The sequence below is a fragment of the Dyella kyungheensis genome (assembly GCF_016905005.1).
GTDB classification, from domain to species: domain Bacteria; phylum Pseudomonadota; class Gammaproteobacteria; order Xanthomonadales; family Rhodanobacteraceae; genus Dyella; species Dyella kyungheensis.
The window spans coordinates 131,775-150,199 of the sequence record NZ_JADIKC010000007.1 but is presented as its reverse complement, the minus strand read 5'-3'; the positions used below and the strand labels follow the sequence as shown (position 1 = coordinate 150,199).

At 64.1% G+C, this 18,425-nt stretch carries 11 protein-coding genes; 6 read left to right on the top strand and 5 right to left on the bottom strand.

Translation table 11 applies throughout. The features are described from left to right. Positions 1-61 precede the first annotated feature (61 nt). The 6 genes from ISP20_RS15360 to ISP20_RS15335 all read left to right on the top strand — a co-directional run bounded on the left by ISP20_RS15360 (position 62) and on the right by ISP20_RS15335 (position 6,820). Positions 62-2,680, top strand: coding sequence for a bifunctional aspartate kinase/diaminopimelate decarboxylase (locus ISP20_RS15360; protein ID WP_338031017.1), 2,619 nt, complete (start codon positions 62-64; stop codon positions 2,678-2,680). Between the two features lie 97 nt (positions 2,681-2,777). Continuing rightward, positions 2,778-3,158, top strand: a complete 381-nt coding sequence (locus ISP20_RS15355; RefSeq protein ID WP_204636994.1) for an endonuclease domain-containing protein — start codon at positions 2,778-2,780, stop codon at positions 3,156-3,158. Positions 3,159-3,177: 19 nt separating this feature from the next. Then, positions 3,178-4,521: a UDP-N-acetyl-alpha-D-muramoyl-L-alanyl-L-glutamate epimerase gene (gene murL, locus ISP20_RS15350; protein WP_204636993.1), complete on the top strand. Its 1,344-nt coding sequence runs from the start codon at positions 3,178-3,180 to the stop codon at positions 4,519-4,521. Positions 4,522-4,532: 11 nt separating this feature from the next. Continuing rightward, positions 4,533-5,885 carry a UDP-N-acetylmuramoyl-L-alanine--D-glutamate ligase gene (gene murD / locus ISP20_RS15345; protein WP_204637363.1) on the top strand — a complete coding sequence of 451 codons (1,353 nt, stop codon included), beginning with the start codon at positions 4,533-4,535 and terminating at the stop codon, positions 5,883-5,885. A gap of 9 nt (positions 5,886-5,894) precedes the next feature. Next, the gene (locus ISP20_RS15340) at positions 5,895-6,362 is read left to right on the top strand and encodes a GNAT family N-acetyltransferase (protein WP_204636992.1); all 468 of its coding nucleotides are present in this window, start codon (positions 5,895-5,897) and stop codon (positions 6,360-6,362) included. 74 nt (positions 6,363-6,436) lie between these two features. Further along, on the top strand, positions 6,437-6,820 hold the full coding sequence (locus tag ISP20_RS15335) for a DUF6632 domain-containing protein (RefSeq protein WP_204636991.1): 384 nt from the start codon (positions 6,437-6,439) through the stop codon (positions 6,818-6,820). 56 nt (positions 6,821-6,876) lie between these two features. Here ISP20_RS15335 and ISP20_RS15330 read toward each other — a convergent pair whose 3' ends face one another. From ISP20_RS15330 to ISP20_RS15310, 5 genes are all read right to left on the bottom strand, one after another. Then, complete coding sequence (locus tag ISP20_RS15330) at positions 6,877-8,961, bottom strand: M13 family metallopeptidase (RefSeq protein ID WP_204636990.1); 2,085 nt, start codon at positions 8,959-8,961, stop codon at positions 6,877-6,879. Between the two features lie 173 nt (positions 8,962-9,134). Then, on the bottom strand, positions 9,135-12,926 hold the full coding sequence (locus ISP20_RS15325) for a translocation/assembly module TamB domain-containing protein (RefSeq protein WP_204636989.1): 3,792 nt from the start codon (positions 12,924-12,926) through the stop codon (positions 9,135-9,137). A gap of 9 nt (positions 12,927-12,935) precedes the next feature. Continuing rightward, positions 12,936-14,693, bottom strand: a complete 1,758-nt coding sequence (locus ISP20_RS15320; RefSeq protein WP_204636988.1) for an autotransporter assembly complex protein TamA — start codon at positions 14,691-14,693, stop codon at positions 12,936-12,938. A 99-nt stretch (positions 14,694-14,792) separates the two neighbouring features. Continuing rightward, positions 14,793-15,671 carry a class I SAM-dependent methyltransferase gene (locus ISP20_RS15315; RefSeq protein ID WP_204636987.1) on the bottom strand — a complete coding sequence of 293 codons (879 nt, stop codon included), beginning with the start codon at positions 15,669-15,671 and terminating at the stop codon, positions 14,793-14,795. 50 nt (positions 15,672-15,721) lie between these two features. After that, a complete protein-coding gene (locus ISP20_RS15310; protein WP_425490851.1) occupies positions 15,722-18,268 on the bottom strand; it encodes a glycosyltransferase in 2,547 nt (848 codons plus the stop codon). Positions 18,269-18,425: the final 157 nt, after the last annotated feature.

Below are 18,425 nucleotides of genomic sequence, written 5' to 3'. Positions count from 1 at the left end.
TCCTCCTGCTGCGGCGCAACACTCACCGGATTGTCTTTCCCAACCACCACCGAAGGTACTCGTGAACCCGCAAAGCCCCGCGTCGCTCACCAACGACGCTCCCTGGATCGTGATGAAGTTTGGCGGCACCAGTGTCGCCACCCTGCCGCGCTGGCAGAACATTCTGGAGCTGGTAGCCAGCCGCCGCGCCGAAGGCGCCCGTGTGCTGGTTGTCGTTTCGGCGCTCTCCGGCATCACCGACGCACTCAAACAACTGTGCGCACAGGAAGACAAGGGCAAACGCATCGAGGCTGCCAAGGCGATCGAGCAGCGTCACTACGACTTGCTCGGTCACATGCAGCTGGCGGTTCCGGACACCCTCGGCGCCCGGCTCGCCGAACTCGCGCAGTTGGCCGTAGACGGCCCGTCGCTGTTGGGCGAGCTAGCCTGGTCGGCGCGTGTGCAGGCGCATGGCGAGCTGATGTCCAGCGCGCTGGGTTCGGCGTTCCTCACCCATAGCGGACTGGATACACAATGGGTCGATGCACGCGACTGCCTGGCGGCAATTGCGCTGCCCAACCAGAACGAGCGCACCAAGCTGCTTTCGGCGATGGTGGAAACCAAACCCGATCCGGCGCTCAATGCGCGTCTTGCGGCGCTGGGCGAGGTGTTCATCACGCAGGGTTTCATTGCGCGTGAAGCGCAGGGCCGCACGGTGCTGCTCGGCCGCGGCGGCTCGGACACCTCGGCGTCGTATTTCGGTGCCCTGCTGAAAGCGCAGAGGGTGGAAATCTGGACCGATGTGGCCGGCATGTTCACCGCCAATCCCCGCCAGGTGCCCAGCGCGCGTCTGTTGCAGCGCCTGGATTACGAGGAAGCCCAGGAAATCGCATCGACAGGCGCCAAGGTGCTGCATCCGCGCTGCCTGTCGCCGCTGCGCGAACCCCGTGTGCCGCTGTTGATCAAGGACACCAATCGACCCGAACTGGAAGGCACGCTGATCGGTCCGGAAGTGCGCGAGCATGCCCCCAGCGTCAAGGCCATCAGCGCACGCAAGGGCATCACGCTGGTGTCGATGGAATCGGTGGGCATGTGGCAGCAGGTCGGCTTTCTCGCCGACGTGTTCGCGCAGTTCAAACAGCACGGCCTATCGGTGGACATGATTGGTTCGGCCGAGACCAACGTGACGGTGTCGCTCGACCCCACCGAAAATCTGCTCGATTCCGATGCGCTAGCCGCGTTGGCCAGCGACCTGGCCAAGGTCTGCCGCGTGAAGGTGATTGCGCCGTGCGCGGCGATCACGCTGGTGGGTCGCGGCATGCGTTCGATGCTGCATACGCTATCCAGCGTGCTGGCGGAGTTCGGTCAGCTGCGCGTGCACATGATTTCGCAGTCGTCCAACAACTTGAACCTCACCTTCGTGGTGGACGAGAACGTCGTCGACGAACTCCTGCCGCATCTGCACGAACTGTTGATCACGGCGGGCGCGCTGCGTACCGACGACAGCGCCTTGTTCGGGCCGAGCTGGCAGGCGTTGTATGGAACAGGCGAGGTCGTGTTGCCGACGGCGTCATGGTGGCGCGAAGAGCGCCGTGCAGACCTGTTGAAGATCGGCGCGGGCGCCACGCCGCGCTACGTTTATCACCTGCCCACCGTGCGCCAGCAGGCGCGCGAGCTCAAGACGCTGGGTGCGGTGGATCGCCTGCATTACGCCGTGAAGGCCAATACGCATCCGGCCATCCTCAAGGCGCTTGCCGACGAGGGCTTCGGTTTCGAATGCGTGTCGCCGGGCGAGCTGAGGGCCGTGATGGCGGTCGTGCCCGAGTCGGCACCGCTGTTGTTCACGCCCAACTTTGCGCCGCGCGAAGACTACGAGTGGGCGCTCGCCACGCGCGCCACGCTGTCACTGGATTCGCTCTATCAGCTGGAAAACTGGGGCGAGCTGTTCCGTGGCCGCGAAGTGGTGCTTCGTCTGGACTTGGGCCGCGGCCTGGGTCATCACGAAAAGGTGCGCACGGGAGGCAGCGGCAGCAAGTTCGGTCTGCCGGTGGAACAGCTCGATGCGTTCCTTCGTCTTGCCGACGCTCACGGCGTCACCGTTCGCGGCCTGCATGCGCACTTGGGCTCCGGCATCCTGGACGACAGCCATTGGGGCGAGGTCTATGGCCAGCTGGCCAGTCTCGCCGAGCGCATCGGCAGCGTGACCTTCCTGGACATCGGCGGCGGCCTCGGCGTGCCGTCCCACCCCGGTGAGGCGCGCCTGGACATCGCCGCGCTCGACAAGGTGCTGCGCGAGGTGAAGGCAGCCTATCCGCACTACAAGCTGTGGATGGAGCCGGGCCGTTATCTCGTTGCCGATGCCGGCGTGCTGATCACCAAGGTCACCCAGACCAAGGGCAAGGGCCACGGGCAGATCCGCTACCTCGGCGTGGACACCGGCATGAACAGCCTGATCCGTCCCGCGCTGTACGAGGCCTGGCACGAGATCGTGAATCTCACGCGGCTGGACGAGCCGGCGACCTCGCTGTTCCAGGTGGTGGGTCCGATCTGCGAAAGCGGCGACGTGCTGGGCACGGATCGCCGCCTGCCGGAGCCCCAGGAAGGCGATGTGGTGCTGGTGGCCCAGGCGGGTGCATACGGCAAGGTGATGTCCTCGCCGTACAACCTGCGCGATGAGGCGGAGGAGATCATCCTCGAATAGCCCCAGTCCCCATGCCTTTCTCCCTCTCCCCTCCGGGGAGAGGGCTGGGGTGAGGGGCGGGTGCTCGCGGCAACCTTTCAACCAGGGACGCTCACGGATGAAGCGTTTGAATGTGGATCGCGCTAGATCGTTACGCACCGTCCACACAGACGCCGAGCAAGGGCTTTGGTATCACCTGCGCAGCAGGGATCTGCAGGGATGGAAATTCCGACGTCAGCACGAAATCGGTCGTTACATCGCCGATTTCGTCTGTCCGTATGCTGGCCTGATTGTGGAACTTGACGGCGGCCAGCATGGCGAGCAGGTGATTTACGACGAACTTCGTACTCTGGAGCTGGAAGCGATGGGCTACAGGGTCCTGCGTTTCTGGAACAATGATGTCCTGAAGAACATAGAAGGCGTTCTTGAGGTGCTAGTGGAGGCTTTGGCTAGGCCGGCCCCTCACCCCAATCCTCTCCCCGCAGGGGCGAGGGAGTAGCGTCGACGGAGACTTGAGCGTGACCATCAACATCAACCCCCGCCTGACCCAGGTATTCCGCTTCGTGCGGTGCAGCTATGCCGATGGCGTGGCCGAGCTGGTGTATGCCTTCGACCACGGCGAGGAGCTGATCGAACGCGTGCGCTTCCCGCATGCGCCGGCCATCCCGGCCAGCCACCAGGCGGCCTTCGATCAAGTGTTGAAGCTGCTGCATCTCATTGCAGGCGTCAGCTACTACAAGGCCGGCGTGCCCCCGCGCATCGAGGTCGTGGATGGTCCGCTGGACGACAGCACGGCAGGCCTGCTCGATGAGCTCTATCTGCACGGCTTGGCCGAATTTGCCTATCGCAACGGCTTGGATCTGCGCGGCCGCATCAACTTCCCGCGTGGCGGCGCGAAGCAGCCAGAAGCCAAGGCGCTGGGCCTGCCGCATCGCACGCTCGTACCCATCGGCGGCGGCAAGGACTCGCTGGTCGCGGTCGAAGCGATCAAGTCCATTGGTGGCGATGCCACGGCGGTGTGGGTCGGCAATTCGCCCTTGATCGCCGCGTGTGCCGAGCGCACCGGGCTTCCCATGCTCAACATTCAGCGCGAACTGGCGCCGGGCCTGTTCGAACTCAATCGATCGGGTGCGTGGAACGGCCATATCCCGGTGACTGCGGTGAACTCCGCCATCCTCTCGCTGGCGGCCATCCTCTACGGTTTCGACAGCATCGCCTTTGCCAACGAACGTTCCGCGTCGGCGGCCACGCTCGAGTACGACGGCCAGCAGGTGAATCATCAGTGGAGCAAGGGCTACGCGTTCGAGCAGTTGCTGGGTGAATGGCTGCAGCGGCACGTCGCCGCGGATCTCGCTTACTTCTCCTTGCTGCGTCCGTTCTCGGAATTGGCGGTGACGCGCGCGTTCGCCAAGCTCACGCCGTATTTCGACGTGTTCTCCAGCTGCAACCGCAACTTCAAGATCCTCGGCCCCAAGCCGGCGGATCGCTGGTGCGGGCAGTGCCCGAAGTGCCACTTCGTGTTTCTCGCGCTCGCCCCGTTCCTCGCCAAGCCGCGTCTGCTGTCCATCTTTGGGCGCAATCTGCTGGATGATGAAAACCTGGCGCCCGGTTTCGATGCCCTCTTGGAATACCAGGATCACAAGCCGTTCGAATGCGTCGGTGAGGGGGCCGAGGCACGTGCCGCGATGCTGGCGCTGAGTCAGCGTTCGGAATGGCAGGAAGACGCGCTGGTCGCGCGTTTCATCCGCGAGATCCTGCCGCAACTCGATGCGAAGGAACTGGCGCTGGAACCATGGCTGCAGCCATCGGCGGAGCAGCGCATTCCTGGCCGCCTGCTGCCGGCACTGGCGTTCTTCGAGTGAGTGCGTCGGCGCTGCGCATCGCCGATCTCGCCGACAAGCGGGTGGCGATCTGGGGTTTCGGGCGCGAGGGCAAGGCGGCCATCGCTGCCATTCGTTCGCGCCTGCCTGCGTTGCCGCTCACGCTGTTTTGCAGCGACGCAGAAGTTGCGGCCGCGCAGGCTTTCGATGCATCGCTGCGCGTACGTGGCGAGGAACCCGATGCCACGGCGCTGGCGATGTTCGATGTGGTGGTGAAGTCGCCGGGCATCTCGGCCTACAAGCCTGCGCTGCTGGCCGCGAAAGAGGCTGGTATCCGGGTGACTTCGGGCACGGCGCTATGGTTTGCCGAGCAGCCCGGTGCGCGCGTCGTCGCGGTCACCGGCACCAAGGGAAAGAGCACGACCACCGCGTTGCTTGCGCATCTGGCACGCAGCCTGGGTGTACGTACCGCCCTGGCGGGCAATATCGGCATGCCGTTGCTTGAACTCATCGATCAATCGGCTGAGCTTTGGGCCGTTGAATTGTCCAGTTTCCAGACGGGTGAGGCAGGCCCTGTCGAGCTGGGCGTCGTCACCAGCCTGTATGAGGAGCACCTCGACTGGCATGGCTCGCGCGAGCGTTACATCGAGGACAAGCTCAAGCTGGCCGACGTGTCCCGACAGCTGTTGGTCAATGCCACGCAGCCGTCGTTGCTGGAGCGCACGGCAAAGCATCCGCACCGCATCGTGTTCGGCGACGCCGCCGGTTGGCATCTTGCGGACGGCTTCATTCGTCGCGGCACTCAAGCCGTGTTCGCGATCGCGAGCTTGCGCGCACCGGGCGAACACAACGCACTCAATGCCTGCGCAGCGCTCGCTGCGTTGGAAGCCATGGGCTTCGACGCCATGAAGGCGGCGCCGTCGTTGGCCGGTTTTCGTCCCTTGCCGCACCGTTTGCAGCCGCTGGGCGAGCACGAGGGGTTCGACTGGATCAACGACTCCATCGGCACCACGCCACAGGCCACGCTGGCGGCCTTGCGCACGCTGGAGGGACGCGCCGTCACGGTGATTGTCGGTGGTCACGATCGCGGACTCGACTGGAACGATTTCGTTGTCGCCATGAAGGCGCACGCGCCGCATGCCATCGTGGCGCAAGGCGCCAACGGCCCGCGTATCGCACGTGCGTTGCGTGATGCCGGTGTTGCCGTCGAGGAAACGGCGGATCTCGCCACGGCCGTGTCGCGCGCCCGCGCGGCAACGCCTGCCGGCGGCATCATCCTGCTTTCGCCGGGCGCCCCAAGCTTCGATCAGTTTCACGACTACGCCGACCGCGGTCGGCGCTTTGCCGAGATGGCGGGCTTCGATGCCCATGACATCGTGGGTATCGAAGGGCTGGGTATTCACTGAGAGGCCGCAATGAGCAGCGCATTTGAAATCCGTGTCGACGACCTGCGCGGACCCGAAGTCGCCGCGCTGTTGCAGGAACATCTCGACGAGATGGCCTTGTATTCGCCACCGGAAAGCATTCACGCGCTGGATCTGGGGCGGCTGCGACGCCCGGAAATCACCTTCTGGACGGTATGGCAGAACGGTGAGCTGGTCGGCTGCGGTGCCATCCGGCAGCTCGATGCCACGCACGGCGAAATCAAATCGATGCGCACCTCTTATCGTCATCGTCGCAAGGGTGTGGCAGCAGTGATGTTGCAGCACATCCTCGATGAAGCCGTGCAGCGCAATTATCGGCGCCTGAGCCTGGAGACGGGCTCGCCAGCCGCGTTTGAACCGGCGCGACAGTTATATGCGCGGTATGGTTTTACCTATTGTCCGCCGTTCGGCGATTACGTCGAGGACGTTTACAGCGTCTTCATGACGCGGACGCTCTAGGCCGTTTGTCGGGCGTAAAAGCAGGGCCTTGCAGCATAGACTGCGGCCCTCGCTAACAGAGACGGGTGACGGTCATGAGCGACGTGCAGCGCCTCAAGCTTCTTCGCATCGCCTTGGTAGCGTTGGGCATCGTTTGCCTGCTGATCTATCCGCTGATGCAGTTGTGGCCTTCGGGCTGGAGCTGGCACGAAGGCTATTCCGACTATCCGTTGATGATCGCCGGTGTGTACGTCACGCTTGGGGTGTTCCTGATCCGCGCAGCCCGCGACCCGCTGGCCAACCTCAGCCTGATCTGGTTCACGGTGTGGTCGAGCCTGGTGCACGGCGCAATCATGGCGGTGCAGTCGTTCACGCAGCCGCAACACATGGGTCATCTGGTCGGCGATGTGCCGGCGCTGTTCATCGCAGCGATGGTGCTGGCGTTGCTCACGCCACGCGGCGCCATGCGAGCGGCTTAAATGAAAAGGCCACGTCTCTGGCGAGACGTGGCCTTGGTTTCATCGTAGCGACGCTGTTACCAGATCTTCACACGATCGGCCGGTGCGAGGTAGAGCGTCTCGCCCGCCTTCGGCTGGAACGCGTCGTACCAAGCATCCAGGTTGCGCACGGTCTGCGCGCGGAAGCGACCCGGTGCGTGCTCGTTGCCGATCACCCGCTGGCGCATTGCCGCCTCACGGATCTTCTCGCGCCAACTCTGGCCATAGGCGAGGAAGAAGCGCTGGTCGCCGGTGAGGCCGTCGATCACCGGCGCGGGCTTGCCGCCCAGCGACTTGTGATAGGCGATGTAGGCAATGGCCAGGCCGGAGACGTCGGCGATGTTTTCGCCCAGCGTCTGCTGGCCATTCACGTGCAGGCCGGGCAGCGCTTCATAGGCGTTGAACTGCTCGACCAGTTTCTGGCCGGCCGCCTTGAAATGCGCCTGGTCTTCCGGCGTCCACCAGTTCGCCAGGTTGCCTTGTGCGTCGAATTCCGCACCGAGGTTGTCGAAGCTGTGGCTGATCTCGTGGCCGATTACGGCGCCGATGGAGCCGTAGTTGGCGGCAGCGTCTGCCTTCGGATCGAAGAACGGCGCTTCGAGGATGGCCGCCGGGAAATTCAGCGCGTTCTGCAACGGCAGGTTCACCGCGTTGACGGTTTGCGGCGTCATCCACCACTCGCCGCGATCCACCGCCTGGCCGAGTTTGGCGAGCTGGTGTTCGTACTCGTACTTGGTGGCGCGCTGCTGGTTGCCCAGTGCATCGTCGGGGCGGATTTCCAGCGTGCGGTAGTCGCGCCAGGTTTCCGGATAGCCCACGCTCACGCGAATGCTGGCGATCTTGGCCTTGGCTTTTTCGCGGGTGGCGGGCGTCATCCAGTCGATGTTGTTCACGCGTTCGTCGAACGCGGCAAGGATGTTCTTCACCATCTGCTCGACCTGCTGCTTGGACGAGGCGGGGAAGTATTGCTTGACGTAGATCTGGCCCACCGCGTCGCCCAGCGCATTGTTGGTGCTGGCGATGCCGCGCTTCCAGCGATCACGCTGCTTGGGTGTGCCCGACAGCGTCTGCCCGTAGAAACCGAAACTGAGATCGGCGTAGGCCTTGGGCAACAGCGAGGCGCTTTCGTTGAGTGCGTGGAAGGTGAGGTAGTCCTTCCACGCCTGCAACGGCTCGCTGGCGGTCAGCGCGGAAAGTGCCTTGATGGCGGGCACCTGCCACACGTCGACGATCTTCTGCTGGTCGAGGCCGGCTGCCTTGAAGTAGGCATTCCAGTCCAGGCCCGGCGCGTTCTTGACGAACGCGTCCATCGGCCACGGATTGTTCGCCTTATGAATGTCCTGGCTGTCGACGATGTCGACCTGTGCCTTGGCGATCTTGGTTTCCAGCGCAAGGATCGCCTTGGCCTTCGCCTCGGCATCGGCGATGCCGGCCTGCTTCAGCAATGCGGCGATATAGGTCTGGTATTTGCCGCGCGTCTCCGCCATCGCCTTGTCGTCGGACAGGTAATAGTCGCGCGTGGGCATGCCCAGGCCGCCCTGCAGCAGGTACGGAATATTGCGCGAGGCATCTTCCAGCCCGTGCGAGACGAACAGGCCGAACAGGTGTTCGGTCTGGAAATTGGTGGCATTCACCGGATCCACATCGGCGCGCAGGCCTTCGCCGAGCACGCGGGCGAGATCGGCCTTGCCCTGGATGGCGTCGATCTTCTTCAGCTGAGGCTGCAACGGTTCGAGGCCACGCTTCTCGATGGTGGCTTCGTCCATGAAGGCGGTGTAGTAGTCGGCGATGCGGCGGTTGTTGGTGCCCGCGTCCGCCTTGGTCTTGCCCGAGGCGAGGCCTTGGATCAGGTCCGCATTGCGCTTCTCGGTCTTCTGGAACACTTCCAGGAAGATGCCGGTACTGGAGCGGTCCGCCGGGATTTCGGCGGTCTTTTTCCAGGTGCCGTTGGCGAAATTGTCGAAATCGTTGCCGGGCTGCACGCTATGGTCTATGCCGGCCAGGTCGATGCCGCTGGCGCCGCGTGCCGCCGCGTGGGCCGGTGCCGGCTGCGGGGCCGTGGCTGCCATGGCGCAGGTGGTAGTGAGCGCCGCGGCCGTGAAGATCCAACGAAGTTGCCGCATGAGCGGTCTCCAGGTAAGGGAAAGCACTAACGATAGTCCCTCATCCCGCTGCCGTGGGCATGACTTCTGGGCTATGGGCGGTGGCCCACCATTTCACTGTAGGAGCGCACCCTGTGCGCGACCGCCGCCCTCGCACGGGCGGTCGCGCACAGGGTGCGCTCCTACCACTGCGTTCACCGCTCGATGCGGTAATTGAGCGACGCGCGGTTGAAGTCCGTCGCGCTTTGCGCCTCGAAATTCCAGCGCGCATTGAAGTGGTAGCGCAGGGTGATCACCTGGCCTGGGTCGAACAGGCCCACGCCGTAGCTGATGTAGAGGCGTGGCGACAGGTATTTGCCCACAGTGAAGGCCGAGCCGCCGTTCAGTGCATCGTTGCTGCTGACGCCGATGTCGTCCACGCCCAGGCGCGAGCCGATGCTCTTGGCCAGCAGGTTGCCGGTAGCCGAGCCCAGTGCCTGCGCGGCCGCGCCCACCATGCTGCCTTCGCCGCCCTTCACCTGCGACAGCGGCTTGCCGGTGATGAGATAGGAGAGCGCATCGGACTGTTCCATTGGCGGTTGCGAGAACACCGTGAGCACCGGTCGTTTCGCGGTGCCCGCGATATTGAGGCCCACCTGCTGGCCGTCGTCGATGGTGGCGTTCGGATTGAGTTTGCGGATCGCGCGGATGTTCAGGCCCGGGTTGTCGATCGGCGTGCTGGCGAACAGCAGCTGTCCGCGATCGATCTGCAGGTTCTGGCCATAGGCCTTGTATGTGCCTGCCACGTCGATCTGGCCCTGGCCGGTGGTGGCGCGTCCCGGTCGTTCGCTCACCACCAGTTGGCCGCTCAGCTTGCCGTCCAGGCCCATGCCGACCAGGTGCGTCTTCCTGCCCAGGTTCACTGTGACGGTGGCCGAGAGAGGCATCTGGCTGGCCGCTTCCTCCTGCTGCTTTTCATCGACCACCACGACGTCGGGCGACGCCTGGGTGGCGCCTGCGCCTGGCAGCTTGTCGAGATTCACGTCGGCGCTGTCCAGGGTGACGCTGCCGGTGATGTCCAGGCCCTTGTCGTCATGACGCACGGCCAGATCGGGCGATATCGCCACCTTGGCCGCGGGAATGTCGACCGCCTTGAAGTTGCTGCCCTTCACCGACAACACGCTTTGCGCATCCGCGCCGAGCGCCGCCGTGCCGGCAAGCACCACATTGCCATCACCCGAATGCAACGTGCCGTCGATGCGGAAATGCTTGGCATCGGTGGTGCCGATGGTGACGCGACCCTGGTTGAGTTTCAGTCCCAGGCCGGGAATTTCCGCCGAGAAATCGGTGAGGTTGGCCTGACCGCTGATGGCCGGCTGCGACACTGTGCCAGCCAGGTTGAAGTCGCCGTTCATGGCGCCCTTGGGGTTCACCACTTCGGTGGTGAAGATCTCCAGCAGCTTGAGGTTGCTTACGTGGATGCCGACGTGCCCGCCGAGCGACTGTTGCGCCCCGCTGATGCTGACCTGGCCGTCGATGCGTCCGCTGTTGGTCAGGCCCGCGTGCAGTTCGATCTGCTGGTTCGAGGGACTCAGCTGCGCGGTGAGCGCGAGATTGTCGTAGGTCACCAGCGGCTGGTCGGCGCGGTCCGCATAGGCCACGGAGCCGCGTGGCGAGGTGATCGATGCGTTGCCGGTCAACGCGCCGGCCGTATTGCGGCGAAGACTGCCGCTGCCGTCGAGCGAACCTTCCACCCGCATCGGTACCTTGCTGGTGCTCACAGCACTCATGATCAAGGCGATCGGCAGGTTGCGCAGCCGATAGTTGGCATCGAGGTTCCCCGCCTTGTCCTGCTTGGCCGCGGCACACAGCAATGGCTCGCCCGCGGTGAGGCAGAGCTCGGAGAGATTGAGTGCGCCATCGTTGTAGCCAAGCTGTGTCGATTGCTGCAGCCGCCAGCGGGGCAGGCCGGCAAAATCCACATTGAGCGTGGACAGCGTTCCATTCCACGCCGAACCCTTGAGGCTGCCGCTCAGTGCGAGATCCGTCGACAGCGGCGAGCCGTGCGCACTCAGCGTGAGGCTGTGCCGCTCAGCGGTGCCGTCGCCTTTCACATTGACCTGGGTAAAGGCGAGGCCGCCCGCATCGACACCGGTCGTCTGCAGGTCGAGCTTGCCGCCGGGATGGCTGATGTCCGGCACGTTGGCGAGCAGGCGCAGCGTGTCGACCTTCTGCCCCGCATAGCTCAATGCGTTGCCTTGCAGGTTGGCTTCGACGGCGAGCTTGGGTTGCTTGCCGCGCATCTGGATCGTGCCCTGCAGGCGACCTGCGGCATCGGGCAGCCAATCGCCCAGCGACGCCACCGCCAGCTTGATGGTGATGTCGTTGCTGTGGCCTGGCCGTGCGTCGATCTGCGCGTCGCTGCCGCCCGAGACGAGGCGCAGCTTGCCATCGATCACGCCTTCAGGCGGAAGATGCAGCTTGCCGTCGCCATGCACGGTGCGGTCGCGCAGGCGGCCGTCGAATTTCTTGATTTCCAGCGTGACGTCGGGGTGGTCTTGCGGCAGCGTGCCTTGCGAGGCGACGTCGAAATCGAGCGAGCCGTTCCATTTCGCCAGCAGATGGCCCGGATCGAACTTGTTGGCCACGGCTTCCAACTGCCAACCAAAGGCCGGCTGCAGGTTCAGTGTGCCCTTCAGCTGCAGATCGCCCTGCGGCTGCTTGACGGTGAGTGCATGCAGGTTGATCAGCTTCTGCGTGCCATCCAGATCGAGCGTGACATCGGCGAGCTTGCCCGCCGGTCCGATGGCAAGCGTGCTCTGGGCGCGGAATTGTTCCACGCTGCCCTTGGCGGTGAGGCTGCCGTGGCTGAGCAGGGTTTGGCCGGCCATCTGCTCGGGCAGCACCACGTCTTTCCACTCGACGGTCAGATCGGCGGTGAGCGGTTTCGCCGCCAGCTGCACCACGCCGTGCACGCCGACGCCGCCCCTGAATTGCGGCGAGGCGATGCCGAGCTGTTCGACCGTCAACGTGTCGAGGTCGTCGCTGAAGCGCGCGGACAGCGGCTGCAATTGCAGCTGGTAATCGTTGAGACCCAGTTGACCGTTGAGCGTGCCGCTGCGGCGGTCGCCTTTGCCGGTGAGAGCCACGGATAAGCCAGTAAGCGAACTCTCGCCGAGCCATGGCTTGGGATCGAAGGGTGGGGCATCGAGCGTGGCCGTCCACGCGTAATCGCCGCCTTGCGCCAGTTCCAGCTGAAGCCGCATGGCGGTGGGCTGGGTCAGTTGCAGGTCGACGTGCGCCTGTTTGCCGTCGCCGCGCGCGGCGAGTTCACCGGCGTATTCGGTGCCGTTCGCGGTCCAGGCAAAACTTGCCTTGCTGTCGCCCTGATATTTGCTGCCGACCACGATGTTGCCGGCGAGATCCGCGTGGCCTTCCGGTGCGCGCAGGGCGAGCTGGCGAAGTTCGATGCCGCGGCTGCCGGTCCAGCTGCCTGCGAGGTCGAGCGAATCGGAGGCGAATACGGCCTGTCCCGCCTGCGTGATCTTCACCGACCCGACGTGCGCGCGTTCGAGCAACATGTCCAGCGGCGGCTTCCACGAGAAACTGCTCTCGCTCTCGGGTTGCTCGGGTTCGCTGGGCGGCAGCGCGATATCGACCCCGTCCACGTTGAGGTCGAGCACCTGCAGTCGTTTGCGGAAGAGGGCGGGTACGCGCGGGTCCAGATGCGCCTTGGCGATCTTGACGTCGAGCCCCTTGCCATCGGCATAACGCAATCCGACAAGATCCAGCGGCCCGACCAGGCGCCCTTCTGCCGACTGCACGGTCAGTTGCCCATCGGTGAAGCCTTGTGCCCGCGCCAGCGCAAAGCGCAGGCCGGGCGCCGTGCCCAGCAGCCAGGCGAGGAAGCCAAGCAGCACCAGCAGCAGCGCAAGCAACGACAGCAGCGTCCAGCGCAGCCAATGGCGGCGTGGGCGTAGCGTCGGAGTGGTGGCGGTCTCAGTCATCACATCTGCTCACAGATCCGGGCCGATCACGACGTGCAGTTCCACGCCGCGCTCATCGGGGTTGTGCACCGGCGTGCCCAGGTCCACGCGGATCATGCCCACGGGCGAGAGCCAGCGTACGCCCAAACCCGCGCCGATCTTCGGTCGGTAATCGGTGCCATTGAACGCGTTGCCCGCATCGACGAATGCCGCCATGCCCCATTGCCGCGTGAAGTAGTGCTCCACTTCCGTGCTGCCCACCAGCAGGTTCTCGCCGCCGATCACGCGGCCGAACGCATTCTTGGGACCGATGCTCTGGTAGCTGTAACCGCGCACCGAGCGGTCGCCACCGGCGAAGAAGCGCAGCTGCGGCGGCAGGTCATCGAAATTGTTGGTCCAGGTGGCGCCGGCCGAGCCGCGCACGATGAAACGGTTGTTGCCCCAGAACGAGGTGATCCATTTGCCGTCCGCAGTTACCTGGCTGAAGCTCGCGTCGGAAAGCAGCGAACCCACGGTGGAGCGCGCCGTGAACACCAGCGACCAGCCGCTGCGCACGAAGATCGGGTTGTCGCCCGATTTGCGCGACAGCGAGACTTCCGGATAGAACAGATTGCTCTGGCCATGCTCCAGACCCGGCACGTTGTCCGATTCGCCGGCCTTCTGGCCCACGGTGAACGTGCCGTCCAGCGCGTGCACGCCGATCGTTCGCACCCAGCCATGCCATTCGCGGGTCTCGTTGGCGACCAGTTCCAGCGTCTTGGATTTGGAGGTGTCGGTGTTGGAGTCGCGGTAGGTGGCGCCGTAGTTGAAGCTGCGCTGGTTGGGCCCGGGCAGCGGCACGGTGTACAGCGTCGACAGCGTCTTGAGCTTCTGCGCCACGATCAGCTCGTTCTTCCATTTGTGGCCGTTGCGGTTCACCCAACGGCGTTCCATGTCGGCACGCACGCCAAAGCCGGTATCTGTGCCGATGAACGGGCCGCCGCTGTAGATGGTGCGCTTGGCCGGCGACAGTTCCACCTTCACGTCGACCACGCCGTTCTTCTTGTCGTCGATGTCGGGCAGCACGTTCACCACCGAGAAGTAATCCGCGCCGTTCAAGGCCTGCTGCAGCTGCAGCAGCTTGTCCTGCGCGAAATACTCGCCGGCCTTGAAGGGCACGTAACGCTGCAGGAAACCTTCGTTGAACTGCGAGCCCTCGAAATGCACCTCGCCGAACTTGTAGCGTTGGCCGGCCTGCCATTCGAGATGGATCACCGCGCTGCGTTCGCCGCGATTGACGTCCACCCGATGGGTGACCAGTCGCGCGTCGAGGAAACCGTTGGCGGTGAGTGTGCCGCTGAGCGCATCGCGGCTACTGTCGTATTCGCCGTGATTGAGCGTCTGGCCCTTGAGGTTCTCGATCGCGCGCTGGGCGCGACGGATGGCGCCGATCTTCGCCGCCGTGGGATCGAGCTTGATCTCCACCCCGGTGACCTTCACCGGCTCGCCTGGCGTGACATGCAGCGTCACGCGCCAGTCGTTGCCCACGGGTTCCAGTTGTCCCTGCACCTTCGCTTCGTAGTAGCCGTAGGGCTCCAGCGACGTCTTGGCCTGGTCGAGCGATTGCTCATAGAGGCGGCGCACCTGCGCCTCGGTCACTTCGCGATTGGCGTATTCAGACAAATCCACGCCCGAACTCACGGCGAGCTTGAGCGGATCCTCCACGCCATCCACCACCAGCTGCACACCCGCGTGCGCCAGCATCGGTATGCATAGGAGTAGCGCAGCAAGGCGTTGGACAATCTGCATTCTTCTGGATCCGTCCTCGCCACCCCATCCGTTAGTGGAGGGCAGACTTGCCGTGGATATCTAGCAGCTGGGATGTCTGCGATGTATCAAGGATGCGTACTATCGAATGCCCCGCAGGATATTCGGCAGCATCTTCCAGGACTCGGCCGAACTCGCGTCATCGACATGGAATCCTTCACGGGGGGCATAGCAGAACCCGGCTTCGGCACGACGGAAGCCGGCATTACGAATCTGCTCGAGGATGTCCCACCCGAAGTTGTGGAACGTGTAGATGCCACTGCGGCTGAGTCCATCGCCGTGGTACTCCGGTGGCTGCAGGTGCTCGATCTGGCCCGACGAATCCGGGCGGCCACGGAGTATCGACGTGGGGTGATCGACGAGAAACGGAACGGTGAACAGCATGACGCCGCCCGGTTTCAGTACCCGAGCCGATTCACGCAGGGCGGCCGCCGTATCGTAGACGTGCTCCAGCACATCGCTGTGCGCCAGGAGGTCTAGCGAAGCATTCCCATAGGACAACGAGGTGATCGACTCGTGCCGGGTACGGCGCCATCGCCACCAGCGAGTGGACCACCAGTAGCTGCGGCCAGGCTGGCGATCGTCGCCCAGATATTCCGATCCACGCAGCCACGGCATGCGCGCGCGGGATCGTGCGTACAGCCGGGTGGTCTTCTCAAGCAAGGCGCCCTGGACACCTGGTTGCCGCTGGTCGCCACCGTTTGCGAGCATGGCCGAAAGCATCAGGCGCTGCCGCGTATTCAGCCGGCAGCGGATGCAGCACAGGTTTTCGCGCACGTTGGCACGGCTTAAGTCCGAGCCGGCAAGACGGAAGGTTGTTTGGCCCCCGCAGGCGATGCAATAACCCTCGCGCGAACGCGGTTCGCCCAGCCATTCGCCTTCCTGCGCGACATCGGCTTGAACGCTCTTCGCTGCTTCCGTCCATGCCGCTTGGGTTTCGAACCAACGTATCGTCGCCATACCGAATTCCGTTCGTGAGCCCGTTGCGCAAAAGGCAGCAGGCGGGCCGCTCAACCCGCTTTATCGCCAGCCTTGTGCGCAATCCATGCGCCAATCACCGCCGACACGTACGGGATGGACTGTGCGCCGAGGATGAACATCCACAGCGTGCCTTCGACGTAATGCGTGCCGAAGCGCATGCCCATGCCGACGATACAGCCAACCAGCGCGATCGCCATCAGAAATTCCTCGCGCACCGGCGCGAACGCGGCGAAATTGCTGCCGCCCAGGCGTCGGCTCTTGGCGGTCACCACGAACGAGGTTTTCTCTCGCGTGAGGCCGTGCAGGATGCCGCGGGCGATGGCGTGCGAGAGACTCATGCTGGCCAGCGACGCCATCAAGGTGTCGTACCAGCTGCAAGGGACACGCACCCGGTACAGCACGATGCCGAAGATCGCCTTGGCGAAGAAGAAGCCGATCACCGGGATCAGGAACAACTGCATCGGCAGGTTGAAGAGGGTGGGGAAGGCCACCATGCCCGCGGTCCAGAAGATCGCCATCATGGTGAAGATCAGGTGCAGCGCATCGGCGAACCAGCTGAACCAGCCGGTGAGGAAGTGGAAGCGCTGGCCGGAGCTGAGCGGGCCCTTCTTGGTCATCCAGCTCCAGCGGCCCTTGAGGATCTGCATGGCGCCGAACGCCCAGCGGTAACGCTGGCTCTTGTATGCCTTGAAGTCCGCCGGCGTGAGGCCCTTGCCCATCAGTTCGTCGACATAGACCAGCTCGTAGCCGGCGTGCATCAGGCGCAGGCCCAGCTCGGCGTCTTCGCAGATGGTCCATTCCGACCAGTTGCCGGTGCCTTCCAGCGCCGAACGACGCACCATCGTCATGGTGCCGTGCTGGATGATCGCGTTGCGCTCGTTGCGGTGGTGCATGCCGATGCGGAAGAAGCCGTCGTATTCCCACGCGGTCATGCGGCGGAAGCGGTTGTGCTCGTAGTCGCGATGGGCCTGCGGACACTGCACCACGGCCACCTTCGGATCGTGGAAGTAACCCGTGAGCGAAGCCAGCCAGTCTTCGCGCACCACGTAGTCGGCATCGATCACCGCCACCACGTCGGCGCGCGGGTCGGTTTCCTTCAGGCCGAAATTCAGCGCACCGGCCTTGAAGCCCGGCCACGGTTCCAGATGGAAGAAGCGGAACTTGCTGCCGAGCTTCTCGCAGTATTCCTGCACCGGCTTCCAGATCGCCGGGTCCTTGGTGTTGTTGTCGATCACCAGGACTTCGAAGTTCTCGTACTTCAGTTCGGCCAGCGAATCGAGCGTGACGAAGACCATCTCCGGCGGCTCGTTGTAGCAGGCCAGATGGATCGACACGAACGGCTGCTTCTCCACCGGATCGGGCGGCAGCAGGCCGGCATGGCGCACCCAGCCGCGGCGCCACAGCACCTCAGTGAACTCGAAACCATTGATCAGCAGGATGGCGAGGATCGCGATCTGGGCCGGGAACAGCAGCACCAGCATGGTCCAGTCGATCCAGCTCAGGTAGAAATTGAACGGCAGCGTGGCCGACCAGGTGACCAGGCCGCAGGCCAGCTGGATCAGTGCGCAGAAGAAGAACCGGCCGGTCAGCTTGAAGCGGCTGTAGCGACGCGCGAACCAGACCATCGGGATCAGCGCGAGCAGGCTGGCGCCGAGCGCCTTCCACGGCCACGCGGTGTCCTCGGTCACCGGGCCGGTGAACGGGAACTTCGGCTGGCGGTCGGCGTTGAACATGCCCCAGTACGCCTCGGTACGACCCGACAGCGCTTCCTTCCAGGGCTGGTCGAACGCTTCCATCACGTAGTAGTCGATGTTGCGCTTCTTCGCTTCGTTGAACCACGTGCGCAGGAAGATCGCTTCGTTGGACACCGACGGGTCGGCATACTTGTAGCGATCGCCATTCGACGGCCAACCGATCTCGCCGATCACGATCGGCTTGTTCGGGAACATCTTCTTGAGTGCGTCATAGCTGCCGAGCGCATCGCTCACCGCAGGGAACGCTTCCAGCCCCTTGCCCTGGCCGGTGACCGCGATGCCGTTCCAGTACGGGAACAGATGCACGGTGATGAAGTCGACGTGTTCGGCCAGCTCCGGATACTTCGCCCAGATGTGCCAAGGCTCGGCAATCGTCACCGGCTGATGGATCGCCGCGCGAACGCGGTCGGCATACGCCATCAGCTGTTCCGGCGGGATGTCGTTGCGGAACAGCACCTCGTTGCCCACGACCACGCGGTTGATCGAGTTGGGATAGCGACGCGCCTGCGCGATCAGCGTGTCGATTTCTTTCTCGTTGTTGTCCAGGCGCCGGTCGACCCATGCGCCGGCCATCACCTGCAGGCCTTCCTTCTCGGCCAGGCGATAGACCTGCGGGTTCTGCAGCGTCGAATAGGTGCGGATGCGCGGCGTGTAGCGCTTGAGCAGCTTCAGGTCGCTATCGATCTCCTCATCGGAGGGGAAATCGTTCTTCAGCGGGTTCTGGTAGCGCTGGAAGGCGGACAGGGCGAAGCCGCCGATCGGTCCGTTCCAGTTCTCGGGGCCGTGCGGCAGATTGCTCCACCACCACAGACCGATGTTCATGGCCGCCACGACCAGGGCGAGCAAAATGGCTGCAAGCAGCGGGTGCCGACTGTCGTGGTTGCTTGATGCGTTGCTCAAAACGATCCCCGTGGCTGCCTCACACGAGGCCGAAAAGCATTGGAAGCTTAACCATCAGGGGCATTTGTCTCAATCAATA